We start from the raw sequence: 15,640 nt of genomic DNA on the forward strand, positions 1-15,640 counted from the left end.
GTATTGACGCTTTTCAGCTCCGCTGACAGGGGAATCTTGATGGCCTTTATGATAGATCGCGGCGAACGAGCGGTTTTGGCTGCAATCAGCAAATCACAAGCGATGATCGAATTTGATATGTCAGGTAAAATCCTTACTGCGAATTCGAAGTTTTGCCAGGCGCTGGGATACGAAGTGGCAGAGATTGTCGGACAAAATCACAGCATGTTTGTCGACTCAATAGAGGCAGCATCGCCAGAATACCATGCATTTTGGGACAAGCTTCGATTGGGCATATTTGAACAACGCCAATATCGGAGGATAGGAAAGGGTGGGCGCGAAGTTTGGATCGAGGCCTCCTATAATCCGGTATCAAACGGGAGAAAGCCCTTCAAAGTCGTAAAACTCGCGACGGATATAACACAGGCTAAGTTAAAGAGCGCCGATGACGAAGGCAAGATTAAAGCTATATCCCGTGCCCAAGCTGTCATTGAGTTTACGCCCGACGGCAAAATTCTGGATGCCAACGAGACCTTTCTCACAGTTTTGGGCTACAGCTTGCAAGACGTCGTTGGTAAGCATCACGCGATGTTCTGTGATCCGTCTTACACGAAAGGCGATGCGTATGGACTTTTTTGGAAAAGGCTACAAGCGGGTGAGTTCATCGCGGAAGAATTTATGCGGCTTGGTAAGGGTGGAAAGATCGTTTTCATACAAGCGTCTTACAATCCGATTTTCGACCCCGACGGGCGTGTGTTCAAAGTGGTTAAATTTGCCACTGACATAACTCCTCGCGTGAAGAATGTCGGCACGCTTGCCGACGGGCTCCGCTCACTGTCGGAAGGTGATCTCCGCACTGAGCTCGACGCTCCGTTTATTCCGTCGCTCGAGCAGTTAAGGGTCGATTTCAATAACACAGTTTTGAAGCTACGCACGGTAATGGCCGCAGTTGGCCAGAATGCGCAAGCCATTGCGTCCGGTTCTAACGAAATACGATCTGCAGCAGATGATTTGGCAAAGCGAACTGAGCACCAGGCAGCCTCAGTGGAGGAAACTGCTGCCGCATTGGAAGAAATCACCACAACTGTAGCAGACTCAAGTCGAAGAGCGGCCGATGCGGGCAAACTTGTCAGTGACACTCGTAGCAGCGCTGAAAAGTCCGGGCAGATCGTTAGACAAGCTATAAAAGCGATGGGCCACATCGAGTCTTCTTCACGAGAGATCTCAAATATCATCGGTGTTATCGACGACATCGCCTTTCAAACGAATCTCCTAGCTCTGAATGCTGGCGTGGAGGCAGCTCGCGCGGGAGAAGCAGGCAAAGGCTTTGCGGTCGTGGCACAAGAAGTGAGGGAGTTGGCGCAACGGTCTGCTAGAGCGGCTAAAGAGATCAAGGCTTTGATCAACGCCTCTAGTCAACAAGTCAATGACGGCGTCTCGCTCGTAGCTAAGACAGGCGATGCACTTAACGAAATTGTATCCCAGGTGATCGCCATCAATGTCAACGTGACAGCGATCGTTGAATCATCGAGAGAGCAAGCAACAGGCCTGAAAGAAATAAATGTCGCCGTCAACACCATCGACCAAGGAACACAACAAAATGCTGCTCTTGTCGAGCAATCGACGGCAGCTAGTCACGGACTAGCATATGAAGCAGACGCTTTGTTTTCCCTAATTAAGCAGTTCAAAATTGGCAAACCCGTGTCCGGTCCTCGGTCCACTGAGCCAAGTATCCCAGTAGGCAATCCACAGGCATCATCCCCAGCGAACCGTCTCCTCGCTAAAGTTGCCGGAGCTTTTCGCGATTAACAAGCAGTTGCTCATACCAAGGGTGATAGGCCAAAGTGGAGACTCTGTGCGTGTTCAAAACCTTCAAACCTTGTACCAAGTGTAAAACGTCAGACGAGAATTAAAATTCTAAAGCAATTAGACGACACGGGATCTAGAGTTCGGAACATCGCCTTTGATGGGTACGAAAGGCGCTGGTAGGCAGGGCCAGCATGAGCAATATCCGATTCACAGTCGCCGATATATTCAACCGCTAATCTCTCGCCTAAATATTCAACTCAGATCATAACACAAGCCCTGTGTCGCCAGACCAATGGAGCAGCAGAGATGGCAAAACAAGTTGCCCAAGATCAAGTTGAGCAAGGAAGTTCCCAAGCGTGCCCAACCGAAAGATTAGTCAACGCTGCGTTGCGACAAAAAAAGACCCTCACAAATATCGCCAAGCGAAATATGCCTTTGAGGAAGCGTGCTGGGATAGCGGGTCTGTATGCAGAGGTTGCACCTGCTATCATAAAGTTTCCGACATCGAGTAAAGTGATTATGAGCTTTGACGACACGAAATGTCTCAGCTCCACTGTCGTAGAAATCTCCGTTAAAAACCATATTAATAGCGCAACGCTGTCCCTTCAAAATATTTTCCGGGGAGCGCTCAACGGTAGTCCAGTCACAACTGCTAACATGCTGCCAATCGTTGAGGATATCACGCAATCTCAGGCGGTCGGTAAAGCCATGATCTTTCACTTAACTCGGATAAAGTCTAAGGACAGTGCCACTTTCGTCCACTCGATTGCAGTGTCGGCACTAATGATGCGCATGGCGGATCACTTAGGGTTTGACGTTCCAACAACTCAAATTATGGGTGTGGGCGGTTTGCTACACGATATCGGTAAGCTTTTCGTTCCTTCCGACATATTGCAAAAGGAAGGAGCTCTCACGCCTGGAGAGATGCGCACGATGTGCAAACATCCAGCAATGGGCCATGGATTTCTCGGGAGACAGCCAGGGCTGCCGGAGCTCGTTCTCGACGTTTGCAGACATCACCATGAGCGAGTGGACGGAAGCGGCTACCCCGATCGTCTGACGAATTCACAAATCAGCCAATACGCACGAATAGCGGCTATATGCGACGTGTTTGACGCCTTAACCTCGTTGCGTCCCTACAAAAAGCCTTGGACCGTCACTGACGCGATCCGATGGATGTTTCAAAGCAATGGGCATTTTGATCGTCAGCTCTTAGTAGCTTTCTCAGAATGTATCAGAAGCTAAATTCACTTTGCAAAGGCCATTCCAATTAACTGCAATCGGCCATTGCTCGTCCGTATATGTCTGCAGCAGGCGGCCACCTCTAGTACAATTTACAACATTAAGAGGGTATTTATACCAAATAATTGCACTTAGTTACATTACGAATGATGTCATTTACGGCGCCGGAATAGAAACGATCTAGAACCTTAGTGAGGTAGTTGCGCGAAGGTGCCACATGGAGTTCACTCGAAACTTTGAAATAGAGCGCTTGGATAATTCGAGCATATTTGAACTTGCGCCAGTCTCCCTTTGGTTGGAGGACGCCAGTGCCGTTAAGGCGCTGTTCGAGACATGGCAAGCGCGAGGCATGGTATCATTGAGAGAGTATCTGAAGCAGCCTGAGTCTTTAACGCTCTGCCTTTCCAAGCTCAATGTCATAAAAGTAAACAGGAAAACGCTAGATCTTTTCGAAGCGTCCGATTTTTCTGAGTTTTTCGCCGCAATCCCTAGAATACTTAAAGCTCAAAGCCTGGAAGGTATTATCGACCAATGGGTTGAGCTTTGGGACGGCAAGACCAGTTTTTTTGGCCAAACTGTTAACACAACCTTGTCGGGTCGCGACCTGAATGTTCAAATTCGGGGTCATGTGCTACCCGGCCATGAGCGAGACTGGAGCCGAGTGCTCATCGCAATTGAAGACGTAACAGCTTTGGAACAAGCCAGACGTACAGCAAGCGATGTTGCGAGGTACGCACAGGGCTTATTTGAAAATTCTCCGGTTGCGCTATGGGTAAAAGATTTTAGTGCAGTGAAATGTCTGCTGGACAAAGCTCGAGACAAAGGCGTTCTTGATTTGCGGGCTTACTTTGAACATAATTCGGCTTTTAAAAACAGATGCTTAGACGCAGTTCGTATTCTCGACGTAAATGTCCAAGCCATGCGACTTTTTGGTGCCGTTGAAAAGGATAGCCTTCTGAACGATGCGAAGAAACCACGCTGCGGCGGCTACCCTGACGATTTCGTGAATGAAATTCTTGGTCTCTGGAAGGGCAATTTTTTTCAGCAACTCGATACGAGCGACCTCACTCTCGATGGACATGATGTGGACGTGGAGCTCCAACTTAGTGTGATGCCGGGTTATGAGTCGAGTTGGGCCAAGGTCCAAATTGCGCGGATAGACATTACAGAGCGAAAAAAAGCTGAAAAGCAACTGCGTCATGCCGGGACACATGATCCTGTTACAAATCTGCACAACCGTATTTTTTTCGAAAAGCGGCTGAGCGAGCTTCAGGCGTCCTCAATTCGCCCAATTTCATTTCTGATGATGGATCTGAACGGCTTGAAGACGGTCAATGACACCGATGGGCACACTGCTGGTGACTCTCTCTTGAAGAGGATGGGCGAAATACTTACTGTACTTGCCCATGGAGCATTCTTTGCAGCCCGACTTGGTGGCGACGAGTTCGTGTTGGTAATGCCCGGCGCAGAACAAACTGAAGCACAATTAGTGTTTCAGACTTTGGAGAGGCTCGTCAGACTTGACAACCAGTCCAGCGAACGGGGGCTCTTAAGCGTGTCGATAGGAGCTGCAACAACCTGTTTGGACGAACCACTATCAAACACGGTCGATCGTGCAGATAAAATTATGTATCGAGCAAAAGCCTCATACTACGACAAGCGGGTTTCGTAGCCGTAGCCGAGCGCCTTTAGTTAGGTGCAACACGTGAGAACAGGAGCCTGCGGCAGTCGACATTGATATGTGCCGCCACATTTTTCGTCAAGGAAGCAAGCCGATGATGTAGTGTAACGGCCAGTCGGAGAATACGCTGCTTCGCCTCATTTATATCGCGCAACCTATTACGCAGTCTCGACGGAAACAAACGTTTGCCAACCGGCGTCTCCTCAAACGCCGGTTGGCGCCTCCAACGTCAAAAACAGGCAGCTCAAGGGACGTATACATCGCAACAAGAAACATTAGTACTACAGTTGCGTTTGATGGCGTGTTTTGTAATGTGATGTCATTGCGGAAGCCTGATGGGTTCGTCGCCATAGTGACCACGCAAGGATGTGGCGAACTCTGATGGGCGGCGGCAGCAGTAGTCGCGTAATCAGATAGCGGATTTCTGCGACGGTCGGCAGTAGCGCGAGTGTCCGGGTCAGGCGGCGATTGGAGGATTTGGACTCCTTTCGTTCGGTTTGCCAGTAGCCGCGCGGCGTAGATCAGCGCCGAGCTTGGCGAGGAAAGCTGCGGCAGCCATGACAAGTGTCATGTGTCGGTTCCAGCCATGCCACGAGCGTGCTTCGCAATGATCCAGGCCGAGGTCATCCTTAGCGCGCTGAAAGCACTCCTCCACTGTCCATCGCAGCCCGGCGGCACCCGCCAACTCGCTCAGTTCTGTACCAGCACGCGCAAAGACAAAATAATAGGCGTGTGCGTCGGGTTCGCGCCGGTTGCGACGGATGAGAAGCCAACGTTGCCATTGCCCATCAGGACGAGAGCTCAAAGGAATACGTGCCCAATCGTAGAGCCGAAGGCCCTTGGCACCTTCTCCGGCTGCATGACTGGACCAGGCTCCCGCGTCTAGTTCCGCAGCCATTGTTTCCGGATCAGTTTGCTCGAAGTGTTGCTCACGGACAAAGCGCAGGCGATGATTGGAACGAACTGCCAGACAATACGGCTGGCCGCGGCCTTCCAGCATATGGCGTAACTTGGAATCCGATCCATAGAGTGCATCAGCCAACACCCATGCGCAAGGCACGCCAGCATCGAGCGCATCGGCAATGAGCTTGGCTGCAATGGTCGGCTTGGTCGCGAAGGCTTGCTGCTGTGGGATATGAGCCGCACCACGACGCGCTTCGCTTTCGCTCCAGTCTTTGGGCAAATAAAGCTGCCGATCAATCAGGGTTTGACCAAAACGGCTTGCATAGGCAAGAAAGACGCCGACCTGGCAGTTCTCAATACGTCCAGCCGTGCCCGAATATTGTCGTGCGACGCCGACCGAGTGTGTGCCTTTTTTCAGAAATCCTGTTTCATCGACCACAAGGACGCCGTCCTCATCGCCAAGTGCCTCTGTTGCATACGTGCGAACGACGTCGCGCAACTTGTCGGCATCCCATTGGCTGCGCCCCAACAGCGATTGCATTCGATAGGGGCTCTCCAGACCTGCCTGTTCAGCCATCAACCAGCCGGTCTTGCGCTCAACTCCGGACAACAAACCGTCCAGGAAAGCACTGGCCGATGCCCGAAGTTCACGTCGACCAAAGACCGGGCCTAGCCGCTGCTTCAGTGTATCGAGTTCCTGCTGCCATGCCACCACTGAACCGGACCAACCCGCGACAGACATCGAAATCCCTCCCATCAAACATCGGAAGTGAATCACAATTTGAATGTAAACGCAACTGTAGTATTAGAGCGTTTCCCGTTCATTCTGGATCATATCCGCAGGAGGTGAAGAAGTTTCGGGCTTCTTGAGGTTCAATGAGGTCGATCAGTTTTCCAATCCTGTCCCAAAGGCCTGCCACAGTGCGTTCTGCCGCCTTGCGCAGGAGTGCTTTCAGCTTTGAGAATGCCTTTTCTATGGGGTTGAAGTCGGGGCTGTAGGGCGGCAAGAACAGCATGCGTGCACCGGCAGTCTCGATCAACGCGCGGGCAGCGGGCCTCTTGTGGCTGGAAAGATTGTCGAGGATGACAACATCGCCAGGCTTCAATGTCGGAACCAGCACCTGTGCGACATAGGCCTCGAACCAGTCTCCGTTTATCGGCCCGTCGATCACGAGCGGCGCAACCATGCCCGTGCTGCGCAAACCGCCACCAGCGTCGTCGTCTTGCGGTGGCCGTGAGGAAAGCCCATTCGCAGGCGCTCTCCCTTCCTGCAGCGTCCATGGCTGCGGGCCATGTTCGTCGCAGTCCAGGTTTCGTCGATAAAGACGAGCTTGGCGGGATCGAGATCCAATTGTTCGTCGAACCAGCGCTGGCGCTGCTCCAAGACATCGGGCCGGCTCTGCTCTATCGCGTGGCCAGTCTTTTTTTACGCGTCTGGCCGTGCCGGACAAGGAAGCGGTGCAAGGCCGACTTGCTGATCGTGATGCCTTGCTCCGCCAACGCGTCGCGGAGTTCAAACAAGGTTCCGTCCCGGTGTTCGGCAAGCCAGGCCATGATCTGTTCCCTATGCGCCTCGGTTTTGCGGGAATTGCGATCCCCGCCAAGCGGGCCAGGTCGCACATCACCCTGCCGCAGTTGCAGATTTCGCCAGCGACTGACGCTTGCGGCACTCACACCGAAACGTTCGGCGGCTTCTCGATGCGTTGCACCAGCAGAAACCGCAGCAACAACACGAACGCGCAGATCGACAGAAAGGAATTTTGACATATCCGCCGACCTCCATCGGCAGATAGCTTGAATCAGACCCGGACCGATTTGCAAAGCCCCAAAGATTCAATCAGTCAGGGAACCGCTCTAATAACTTTAACGCCGTGCTACTGTTAGAGAAAGACAGAGGTGCCCTTGATCCACGAGTGCCTTGAGATGATCCTTGATGGTGTGACGGCTTGCGTCGGTGATCCGTGCAGCCTCCGCGACCGTGATCCGCCCGTGTTCGCGCGCCAATTCGAGCAATGTGACAGATAATTCCGGCATGTCGGCGAGGATAATGCGCTCGCGCTCCATTTTCTTCTCAAGCCGCGTCTTCTGCAGATGCAGGGCTCTCAAAAAGAATTCGATCCAGGGATTCCAGTCAGGCTCGGCGCTGCGGATCGTTCCTTGCGTGCGTCGAAGCGAGATGTAATAGCTCTCCTTGCTTTGCTCGATGATGCTTTCGAGCGAGCTGTAGGGGACGTAAGCGTCGCCGGCCCGCAGGAGCAACAAAGTGGTCAGAATACGCGATGGGCGGCCATTGCCATCCTGGAATGGATGGATTTCGAGGAAAACGACAACGAAGATCGCAACGACCAAAAGTGGATGGAGCCGCTTTTCTTGCCCTTGCTCATCCAGCCAGGCGATCAGCTCTTCCATTTCGACACGGCGTATCGAACGGTGATGCCGTTTCGAAAACGATGCCAAGGCTCTCGCCCTGCTCGTTAAACGCTTCCACGTTGTTGGAGAGGGTTTTGTAGGCGCCGCGATGCCGCTCGTCCTTTGTCGAATGCGCAAGAAGGTCGCGGTGGAGCTGACGGATATGATTCTCGGTGAACGAAATTGCTTCGTTGGCACTGAAGATGGTCTCCATTACCTCCGCATAACCGGCAACCTCTTGCTCGTCGCGTGTGGTAAACGACCCCAGGCGAATGTTTGCCAGTAGCTTTTCCACCTCCCGATCGTGAGGCGTGCCCCTTCAATACGTGTGGAGGAACCGACGCTTTCGCTCGTAGCAACCCGCCGGAGGCTGGATAGCCGCTCAGGCGCGATCCGGCCGATCGCACGCCAAGCACCTTTGAATTCATCGATTTCGGCGATCAGCGACAGGATTTCGGGCGTGATTCGGACGGTCGCTGTGTTTAGAAACTCCATTTGCCCATCCATTCGCATCCGATACCTGAGACGCTGTCATATGCTGTTTATTCATCCATTTCCATCCAATTGCTACGACACACTTGTCAAACGTGCCGGTTGATCGCGAGCGACCTCAAGCGAATCCAAACTTTTGCAGCGAGACGCGAGAAGATGGGCGAGGACAGCTCTAAAAATTCGAGACGGTCATCCTAAGTGGTTGGCAAGGCACTAGCGAACGAGCTCGTGGATTGGGATTTCTAAGTCTTTGACATCCCTAACGGTCCGGATGAGATCGACGCGAAACAACGGCGCGGTCGTAGGTTCGACTCCGCTCAAGGCGCCCACCAGCTCAAATGGGCTTATCTATATCTATCCAGCTGTCATGCTCTTGGCCTCAACGGCAATGGCGATGGCCATGGCAAGTGCGATAAGGCTTGCAAAGACGGCCTAGGTTGTCGCCACTGAGGCGCCGTTGGTCTCGTAGCCGCCCGTGGGTGCGTCAGCAGACAGCCAATTTCCAGAGGATGCCACCTACTCGGATACTTTGACTGGATAGCTCCCACGAAAGCGACGAGCGGCCGGCTCCAATTCAGTTCGAATCTCTTCGAGCGCCGCGATGGCCTGCTCAGTGAAATCGCTTCGACGCAAACTGCACAAGCGGATCCGTCTTGACGCCCTGTCTGTTGTCTGGAGAACGGACACACCTCTCGAGTCTTGCGGATATTCTGGTCTGCCACCGAAGCTAGAACCATCCCGGATCAAAATATTTGCCGCACGAATTGATAGTTTCGGCATACCCAAGATAAGCGGTCTTAAGTGATCTCAAGAAAGGCAGCCTTTTAGGAAAATCTCTCGAAGAGGTCGTGGCTCAGGCTGGAAATACATGTGCATCGGCCGGATCTATCGTTACATGAACGAGGCTTCCGACCTGAACATCTGCGCAGCTACGGCTCGGCCAATCGACGCGCAGCCGTACCGGGCCCTCTTCCAGATCAAGCTGCAGATAAAAGCGCGTTGTCTGCCCCTGAAACATACGCGCATCGACGCGCGCCGGATGGCCTTGACCGAGCTGCATCATGCGGATGTCCTCGGAACGCACGAAAACCTGCGCCCTGTCGCCAATGGCGCCGACCGAAAACAGCAGAGCCTTGCCCAACTGGACAGAACCGTCGCGTACCGGCAGATCAAACCGGTTTCTATTGCCGATGAAACCGGCACTAAAATCGGTCGCCGGCGCATTGTAGAGGTCGGCAGGCGTCGCAACCTGTTCGGCTCGACCGCTGCGCATGACGACGACACGATCGGCGACGGCCAGGGCTTCGGACTGGTCGTGGGTGACAAGTATGGCGGTGGTTCGAATGCTCTGCTGGATGCGGCGGATTTCGTCTCGCAGGTAATCCCGCACGACGGCATCAAGCGCCGATAGCGGCTCGTCGAGCAGGAGAACCGCAGGATCGGGTGCGAGCGCCCTGGCAAGCGCGGTGCGCTGCTGCTGGCCGCCGGACAGCGTGTTCGGATGGTGATCGGCGCGTTCGTCGAGACCGACAAGCGCGAGAAGTTCGTCAACACGGGCTGCGATCTTGGCCTGAGCCATTCCCCGCACCTTAAGCGGGAAAGCGATATTGTCGCGCACGGTCATGTTTGGAAACAGCGCGTAGGCCTGGAAAACCATGCCGATCGGTCGTCCTTGGGTTGGCAGGTCAGTCACGTCCTCGCCACCAAACAGAATACGGCCTTTGTCCGGCTGTGCCAGGCCTGCAATACAACGCAGCAGAGTGGTCTTGCCACACCCGGAACTGCCCAGAAGCGCGATCATCTCGCCGCTTTCCACCTGAAGACTGATATCTTCCAGGGCAATCTTGCCGCCATAGCGTTTGGAGATGCGGTCGATGGTGATCGTGCTCATTTTCCAGCCTTTCCCGGCATGGGGGTGCCGACGGTCGAGGCGCGCCCGAGCTTGAGCGCGACCACGCCGATCGATAGCGCCAGTGTGATGAAGAAGGTGATGATAGTCATGACGGCGAGAATATTGAAGTCGGCATCCGTGCTCTTCAGGAGGTTGAGCGTGTAAAGCGGCACGGTTTCGAAGCGGCTGCCGACCAGCACCTGCACGATGGCGATTTCGTTGAAGCTGATGCCGAAGGCTAGGATGGCCCCGCTGGCGATGCCGGGGCCGATATTGGGAAGGATAACGCGGCGGATCGTCGTCCAGAGGTCGGCGCCGCAGGTCCGGGACGCCTCGGTAAGCGCCAGAACGTTGGCAGCAGCCATCGACCCGTCGATGGCCCAGTACACGAAGGAAAAAGCCACCGCGACATGGGCTCCCACGACAAGCCCGACCGTTCCCTGCAGGAATGGTGCGTTATCGCCGGTTGCCTTCAGCAAGCCGAAAGCGATGACGAGGAGCGGCACCGCGAAGGGAATGGCTGCGAGAAGTTCCAGGACCGGTCGGATCGCGGGATTGCGGACCCTCTGCCAGTAGACCGCGGGCGCCACTAGCAGCACGTCGATAGCAGCGACAAGCACGGCAAGCCATACGGAACGCCAGAGAACGGACAGAAACCGCATGTCGATGAAGGCGTCTCTCCAGTGGGCGAGCGTATATCCGTCCGGCAGAATGCTCGTCGACCAACGGGTGGCCACGCCATAGAAAAAGACGGCAAGCATCGGCACCATGATATAGGCGATCGTCAGTACCAGCAGCAGAAAGGCAGCAACCGGTAACCGCCGCGTTCGCGCCAGCAGACCGACAACGGCGACCGTCGGCGTGGCTTGCGGCGATTGTGTGGTTTGGAGGCTCAACTCAGCCATTGCGTCCCTCGTCGAACGATAATGCGGTAAAGGGTGAGGCTGAATGCCGCGAGAAGCATCAGTATGACGGCTAGAACCGGCATGCGCTGCGACCCGAACAGCGAACCCAGCATTGACTGGCTCATCTCGACGGTGACGAGACGAAAAGCCGTGGGCGATGTACCGAGAAGCGCGACCGGCACCCCGTACATGCCGACAGACCAAGTGAAAATCAGAAGCCAGCAAGCGAGCAGGAACGGCCGCAGCACCGGCCATCCGATCCTGCTCCAGAACTGCAGACGGGAGGCCGAGCAGGTTTGTGCCGCCTCCCACCATTCATCGCGCAGAAGGCTCATCGCCGGCAGGCACAGAAGGACGAACAGAGGCACGTTGCTATATTCGTAGGCTATGACCAGCCCCCAGAACGTGTTGGGTGCGGGCGGTTGCACGGGCAAGCCCAGCGCCTGAAGCGACAGTGTCACCATGCCGTAGGTCCCGAGCGCCGCCACGAAGGCAAAGCCGAGGCCGATGCCGCTGAAATTGGTGGCAACGTTGAGGATGCCGAGATGGATCGCCCGGTTCAGCCGGGTCATGCGCGACACGATCCAGGCAAGCGGCGCGCCGACGAGAAGCGCGATCGTCGCGACAGTGAAGCCGAGCATCAGGCTGTTGATCATCGCGGCGCGCAGCGTCTTGGCAGAAAAGACGCTTATCCAGTTGGCAAGCGTGAAGCCGCCTCCCGTCGCGTCCGCGAAACTCTGACGCAGCATGACCAGACAGGGCACGAACAGCATGAAAGTGGCGACGATGATGATCGGCAGAGCCAGCGACCAGTCGACGAACCAGCGCTTGATGATGCGCCAAGGCGAGGCCCTTGTTGGGCCTCGCGATGCGGCGGTGGAAACGGACCTGCCGATATCGGTCATCGGGATCAGCCTTCCGCGACCCGTTCCTGCCAAACGGCGGCGATCTTTTCGACGGATACCTTCGACCAATCAGGAATGATCTTGACGCCGGCGTAGTCGGCATCCGGTAACCATCCGGCCGTTGCTTCCTTAGGAAGTTTCAAGTCGCCGAGCACCCAGCGGATCGGACGGGCGCCGAACTTGGCAAAGGCGATCTGCGCTTCGTCGGACAGGACGAAATCGAGAAGCAGCTTGCCTGCGTTCATCTTAGCCGTGTTGTAGCGGTTGATCATCAACGCCGACGGTGCGTAGATCGATACGGTCGGGATGACGACTTCGGCCTTGACGCCCTTTGCGCGCACGGTCTCGGCGGCGGCGATGCAGTTGAAATCGTATTTCAGCTGGATCGGCAGTTCGCCGCGTTCCAGCGTTTGCGCGTTCGAAGCAGCAGACGAGAACTGCGGCAGCATCTTCTTTGCGAAGTCGACACCCTTTTCGATGTCGACTTCGCTTCCGCCGTTGGCATAGGCCCATGCGATGAACATGGCGACATCGGTGCCGCTGGAGCCACCGGCGTTGATCGCATTGATCTTGCCCTTATATTCTGGCTTCAGCAGATCATCCCAGGTCTTCGGCACGTTCTTGATGACGTCGGTGTTGACGACCATGGCCGGCACGCCCGTGTAGGTCGCGACCCATCCGCCATTGGCGCCCTTCAGGCCGACCGGCAGCTTGGATGCGCGCGGCGGCATATAGTCGGGCACCACCTTGCGGGCTTCGGCAACCGGCCCGAAGAGAATGCCGATATCGGCGGAGATCGCGACTGGATTGTTCTTTTCGGCGTCGAACTTGGTGATCTCCTCGAGCGAGCTCATGTCGGTATCGACGTGGGTCAACGAGAAGCCGTTGGCTTCGGCCATCTTCTTCAGGACTTCGCCGTAGTTCGCCCAGTTGTCGGGCATGCCATAGCTATCGAACTGAGCGGCTTGGATCTTTGCCTTGGCGAGATCGACCGGAGCGGACCAGTCGGCATCGGCGGCTGCGCGTGCAGCGTTTGCGCCGAAGAGCGGCAGGCCGAGGCTTGCGCCGGCGGCAAGGACCGTCGCGCCGGCCAGGAAGTCGCGGCGGTGCAGTGCCGGCGTCGAAAGGGATTTCGGAAAACGAGTCATGGTCAAGGTTTCTCCTGGGCGTTGAAAAGGCCGCACCCTTGGGTCGGTGTTGGCCCGATGGTTAAATTCTTGCAGGTCAAGTCACGGCCTCAGCCGGATCACTCCGTCATATGGATGTTGTGCCTCCCGGCCGCTCGCCGCGGGCAAGTCGCGCTTCGATGTCCGTGATGACCGGCATGAGATCGGCGACGGTATCGATCACGTAGTCGACACCGTGCGACGTCAGCGTTCGCGTTGCCTTTTCGCGCAGGGCATCGACATCGGCCTTCGTCATTGCTGCCAGTTCAGCGACCGTGACGCCGGCTTCGTTGCCGCTGAGGGCGACGCCGACCGTCCAGCATCCCGCTGCCACGCCCTCATCGATACCGACACCGGTATCGTCGATCTTGACGACGGCCGAGGCCGGCCAGACATTGAGGTCGATGAAGCAGCGATACATGTTCATCGGCGTCGGCCGGCCCTCCGGCAGGTCGCCCGCGCAGACGAGATTGTCGGTCTCATAGCCCTGCGCCTTTGCCAGCGGCAAAAGCCGCTCCATGATCGAGCGCGTATATCCGGTGGTGGAGCCGATCTTCAGGCCCATGTCGCGCAAACGGGCCGCAATCTGTTGGGCGCCCGGAACGAGATCGGCGAACTTGTGAACGACCGCTTCGTTCATCGGCACGAAGACGGCGTAGATGCGGTCGATATCGGCCTTCGTCGGCTCCGTGCCGTGCTTGTTCGCCCAGACTTGCCGGATGCGCGGCTGATCGAGCATGGCGGCAATATGATCCCATTTCGGCCGGCCCATCGGCTCCCTGGCCTCCACGACGCTGACCTCGATGTCGAATTTCGCAAAGGCCTCGACGAAGACGCCCATGGGCGCCCGCGATCCGAAGTCGATGACCGTACCGGCCCAATCGAACACTGCAGCCTTGAGGTGGGTCACGAGAGGACTCCGTGTTGTGAATGTGCCGATCCGTAGAGGTCCGCGATCACCTCCTCGCCAAGCGCGAATGCCGTGGATGCGCCGGTGCCGCCCGTCACAATGACCAGGCGAACGTTCGGTTGAGGAGCGTCGACCAGCACTGTCCTGTCTGCTGCGTGCGCATAGGAGCCTGTCCAGCGCTCGATGACCTTTCGGCCTGGCATGTCGAAGACGCGGTCGAATTCGTCGAGCATCAGGTCATCGAAGCGCGCGCTGCTGAAGGGCGCCGGGGCGTTGCCATAGACATGGGTGTCGCCGACGACGAGGGAGCCGTCAGCCGACTGGACGGCAATGAGGTGGATACCGGCCGCGCGCTTCTCGGCGTCTTCGAGATCCAGGCGGGCACCCAGGGCCTGGGCTTCGGGCAGGGCGGAGAAGCCTTCGTAGCGGGCAAGGCTGAGATCGGACATGACAGCCGCACCGAGCGTCGCTGGTGTCGCAGGGGCTACACGCAGCATCTGTAGGGTGCAGACATCGAGCCCGTAGGCGGCGATCCGTTCGGGATAGAGGCCGGAGTAATCGTCGCCTGGACAGACGACAACGGCATCTGCGCTGACCATGCCGCGACTGGTCTCGACGCCGTGGTCGCTCACCGCCCGGGCCGCCGTTCCCCAAAGGAAATCGACGCCATACGCATTCTCGAGATGGGCTGCGACCTTGGCAACGGCCTCGCGGGATTCGACGCGCAGCTCATGCGGGCTGTGGAGGATCGCTTCGATCCCGTCCAAACGCAGCGACGGCACGATATCCAGCGCCTCCGCTTTGCCGATCATGCGACAATCCTCGCCCGTCGGCGTCGCCAGGAAAGCCTCGAGTACGGCAGCGGCCTCTGCGCGCCGGGCCGGCATGACAAGGCCGCGATGATGCACGGCGATGCCGGCCTGCACGACGAGGTCTTTCCAGATGTCGCGGCTTCGCATCGCCCGCGCCCAGTGGGCGCCGGCCTGCTGCCCGGTAACCGTGACGAAGCCGAAATTGCGAATGGATGCGCCCACTGCGGCCGGGTTGCGCTCTATCACGACAACTTTTCGGCCCTGTGCGGCAGCAGCCAAGGCTGCCCCAAGTCCTACAATTCCAGCGCCGACAACGGCAACGTCATACGAATAAGGCACACACGGCTCCTTGAAAATCTCATTCGACCCGTCATCGTAAGCGCAGCGCCGGCACGGTTGCGCGATCACCGCGTACCGCAAGGCGCGCGATCTTGAAAAACAAAGGCCGCAAGCTGACTAAGTTTGATATTCGCTCGCCAGAAGCGGGTGGAGCGCTCTTCCGGGCGTCCGATCCCGCTCTGATCTGGCAGTGCACC

The 15,640-nt window shown here is 56.4% G+C and carries 10 protein-coding genes and 2 pseudogenes; 3 read left to right on the top strand and 9 right to left on the bottom strand.

Annotated elements, in window-relative coordinates; all coding sequences use genetic code 11:
* Positions 1-39: 39 nt before the first annotated feature.
* The 3 genes from PR018_RS21175 to PR018_RS21185 all read left to right on the top strand — a co-directional run bounded on the left by PR018_RS21175 (position 40) and on the right by PR018_RS21185 (position 4,702).
* Positions 40-1,788, top strand: coding sequence for a methyl-accepting chemotaxis protein (locus PR018_RS21175; RefSeq protein WP_142832555.1), 1,749 nt, complete (start codon positions 40-42; stop codon positions 1,786-1,788).
* A 306-nt stretch (positions 1,789-2,094) separates the two neighbouring features.
* Positions 2,095-3,033, top strand: a complete 939-nt coding sequence (locus tag PR018_RS21180; protein ID WP_142832554.1) for an HD-GYP domain-containing protein — start codon at positions 2,095-2,097, stop codon at positions 3,031-3,033.
* Positions 3,034-3,247: 214 nt separating this feature from the next.
* The gene (locus PR018_RS21185; protein ID WP_142832553.1) at positions 3,248-4,702 is read left to right on the top strand and encodes a sensor domain-containing diguanylate cyclase; all 1,455 of its coding nucleotides are present in this window, start codon (positions 3,248-3,250) and stop codon (positions 4,700-4,702) included.
* A gap of 466 nt (positions 4,703-5,168) precedes the next feature.
* Here PR018_RS21185 and PR018_RS21190 read toward each other — a convergent pair whose 3' ends face one another.
* The 9 genes and pseudogenes from PR018_RS21190 to PR018_RS21230 form a co-directional block, all read right to left on the bottom strand.
* Complete coding sequence (locus PR018_RS21190) at positions 5,169-6,356, bottom strand: IS701 family transposase (RefSeq protein ID WP_142832552.1); 1,188 nt, start codon at positions 6,354-6,356, stop codon at positions 5,169-5,171.
* A 79-nt stretch (positions 6,357-6,435) separates the two neighbouring features.
* Positions 6,436-7,381 (bottom strand): annotated as a pseudogene (locus PR018_RS21195) (IS630 family transposase).
* A gap of 96 nt (positions 7,382-7,477) precedes the next feature.
* Positions 7,478-8,536, bottom strand: a pseudogene (locus PR018_RS21200) (Fic family protein).
* A gap of 832 nt (positions 8,537-9,368) precedes the next feature.
* A complete protein-coding gene (locus PR018_RS21205) occupies positions 9,369-10,406 on the bottom strand; it encodes an ABC transporter ATP-binding protein (RefSeq protein ID WP_142832240.1) in 1,038 nt (345 codons plus the stop codon).
* Positions 10,403-11,311: an ABC transporter permease gene (locus tag PR018_RS21210; RefSeq protein WP_161991025.1), complete on the bottom strand. Its 909-nt coding sequence runs from the start codon at positions 11,309-11,311 to the stop codon at positions 10,403-10,405. Before PR018_RS21210 ends, PR018_RS21205 begins: the two co-directional genes overlap by 4 nt.
* The gene (locus PR018_RS21215; protein ID WP_161991026.1) at positions 11,299-12,216 is read right to left on the bottom strand and encodes an ABC transporter permease; all 918 of its coding nucleotides are present in this window, start codon (positions 12,214-12,216) and stop codon (positions 11,299-11,301) included. The genes PR018_RS21210 and PR018_RS21215 overlap by 13 nt, the downstream gene beginning before the upstream one ends.
* 5 nt (positions 12,217-12,221) lie before the next feature.
* Complete coding sequence (locus tag PR018_RS21220; RefSeq protein ID WP_244615557.1) at positions 12,222-13,364, bottom strand: extracellular solute-binding protein; 1,143 nt, start codon at positions 13,362-13,364, stop codon at positions 12,222-12,224.
* A 106-nt stretch (positions 13,365-13,470) separates the two neighbouring features.
* Positions 13,471-14,292 carry a phosphonoacetaldehyde hydrolase gene (gene phnX, locus PR018_RS21225; RefSeq protein ID WP_142832243.1) on the bottom strand — a complete coding sequence of 274 codons (822 nt, stop codon included), beginning with the start codon at positions 14,290-14,292 and terminating at the stop codon, positions 13,471-13,473.
* Entirely contained in the window at positions 14,289-15,443 is a 1,155-nt protein-coding gene (locus tag PR018_RS21230; protein WP_142832244.1) for a TIGR03364 family FAD-dependent oxidoreductase, read from the bottom strand. The genes phnX and PR018_RS21230 overlap by 4 nt, the downstream gene beginning before the upstream one ends.
* Positions 15,444-15,640 lie beyond the last annotated feature (197 nt).

This window comes from Rhizobium rhododendri (assembly GCF_007000325.2).
In the GTDB taxonomy this organism is placed as follows: Bacteria; Pseudomonadota; Alphaproteobacteria; order Rhizobiales; family Rhizobiaceae; genus Rhizobium; species Rhizobium rhododendri.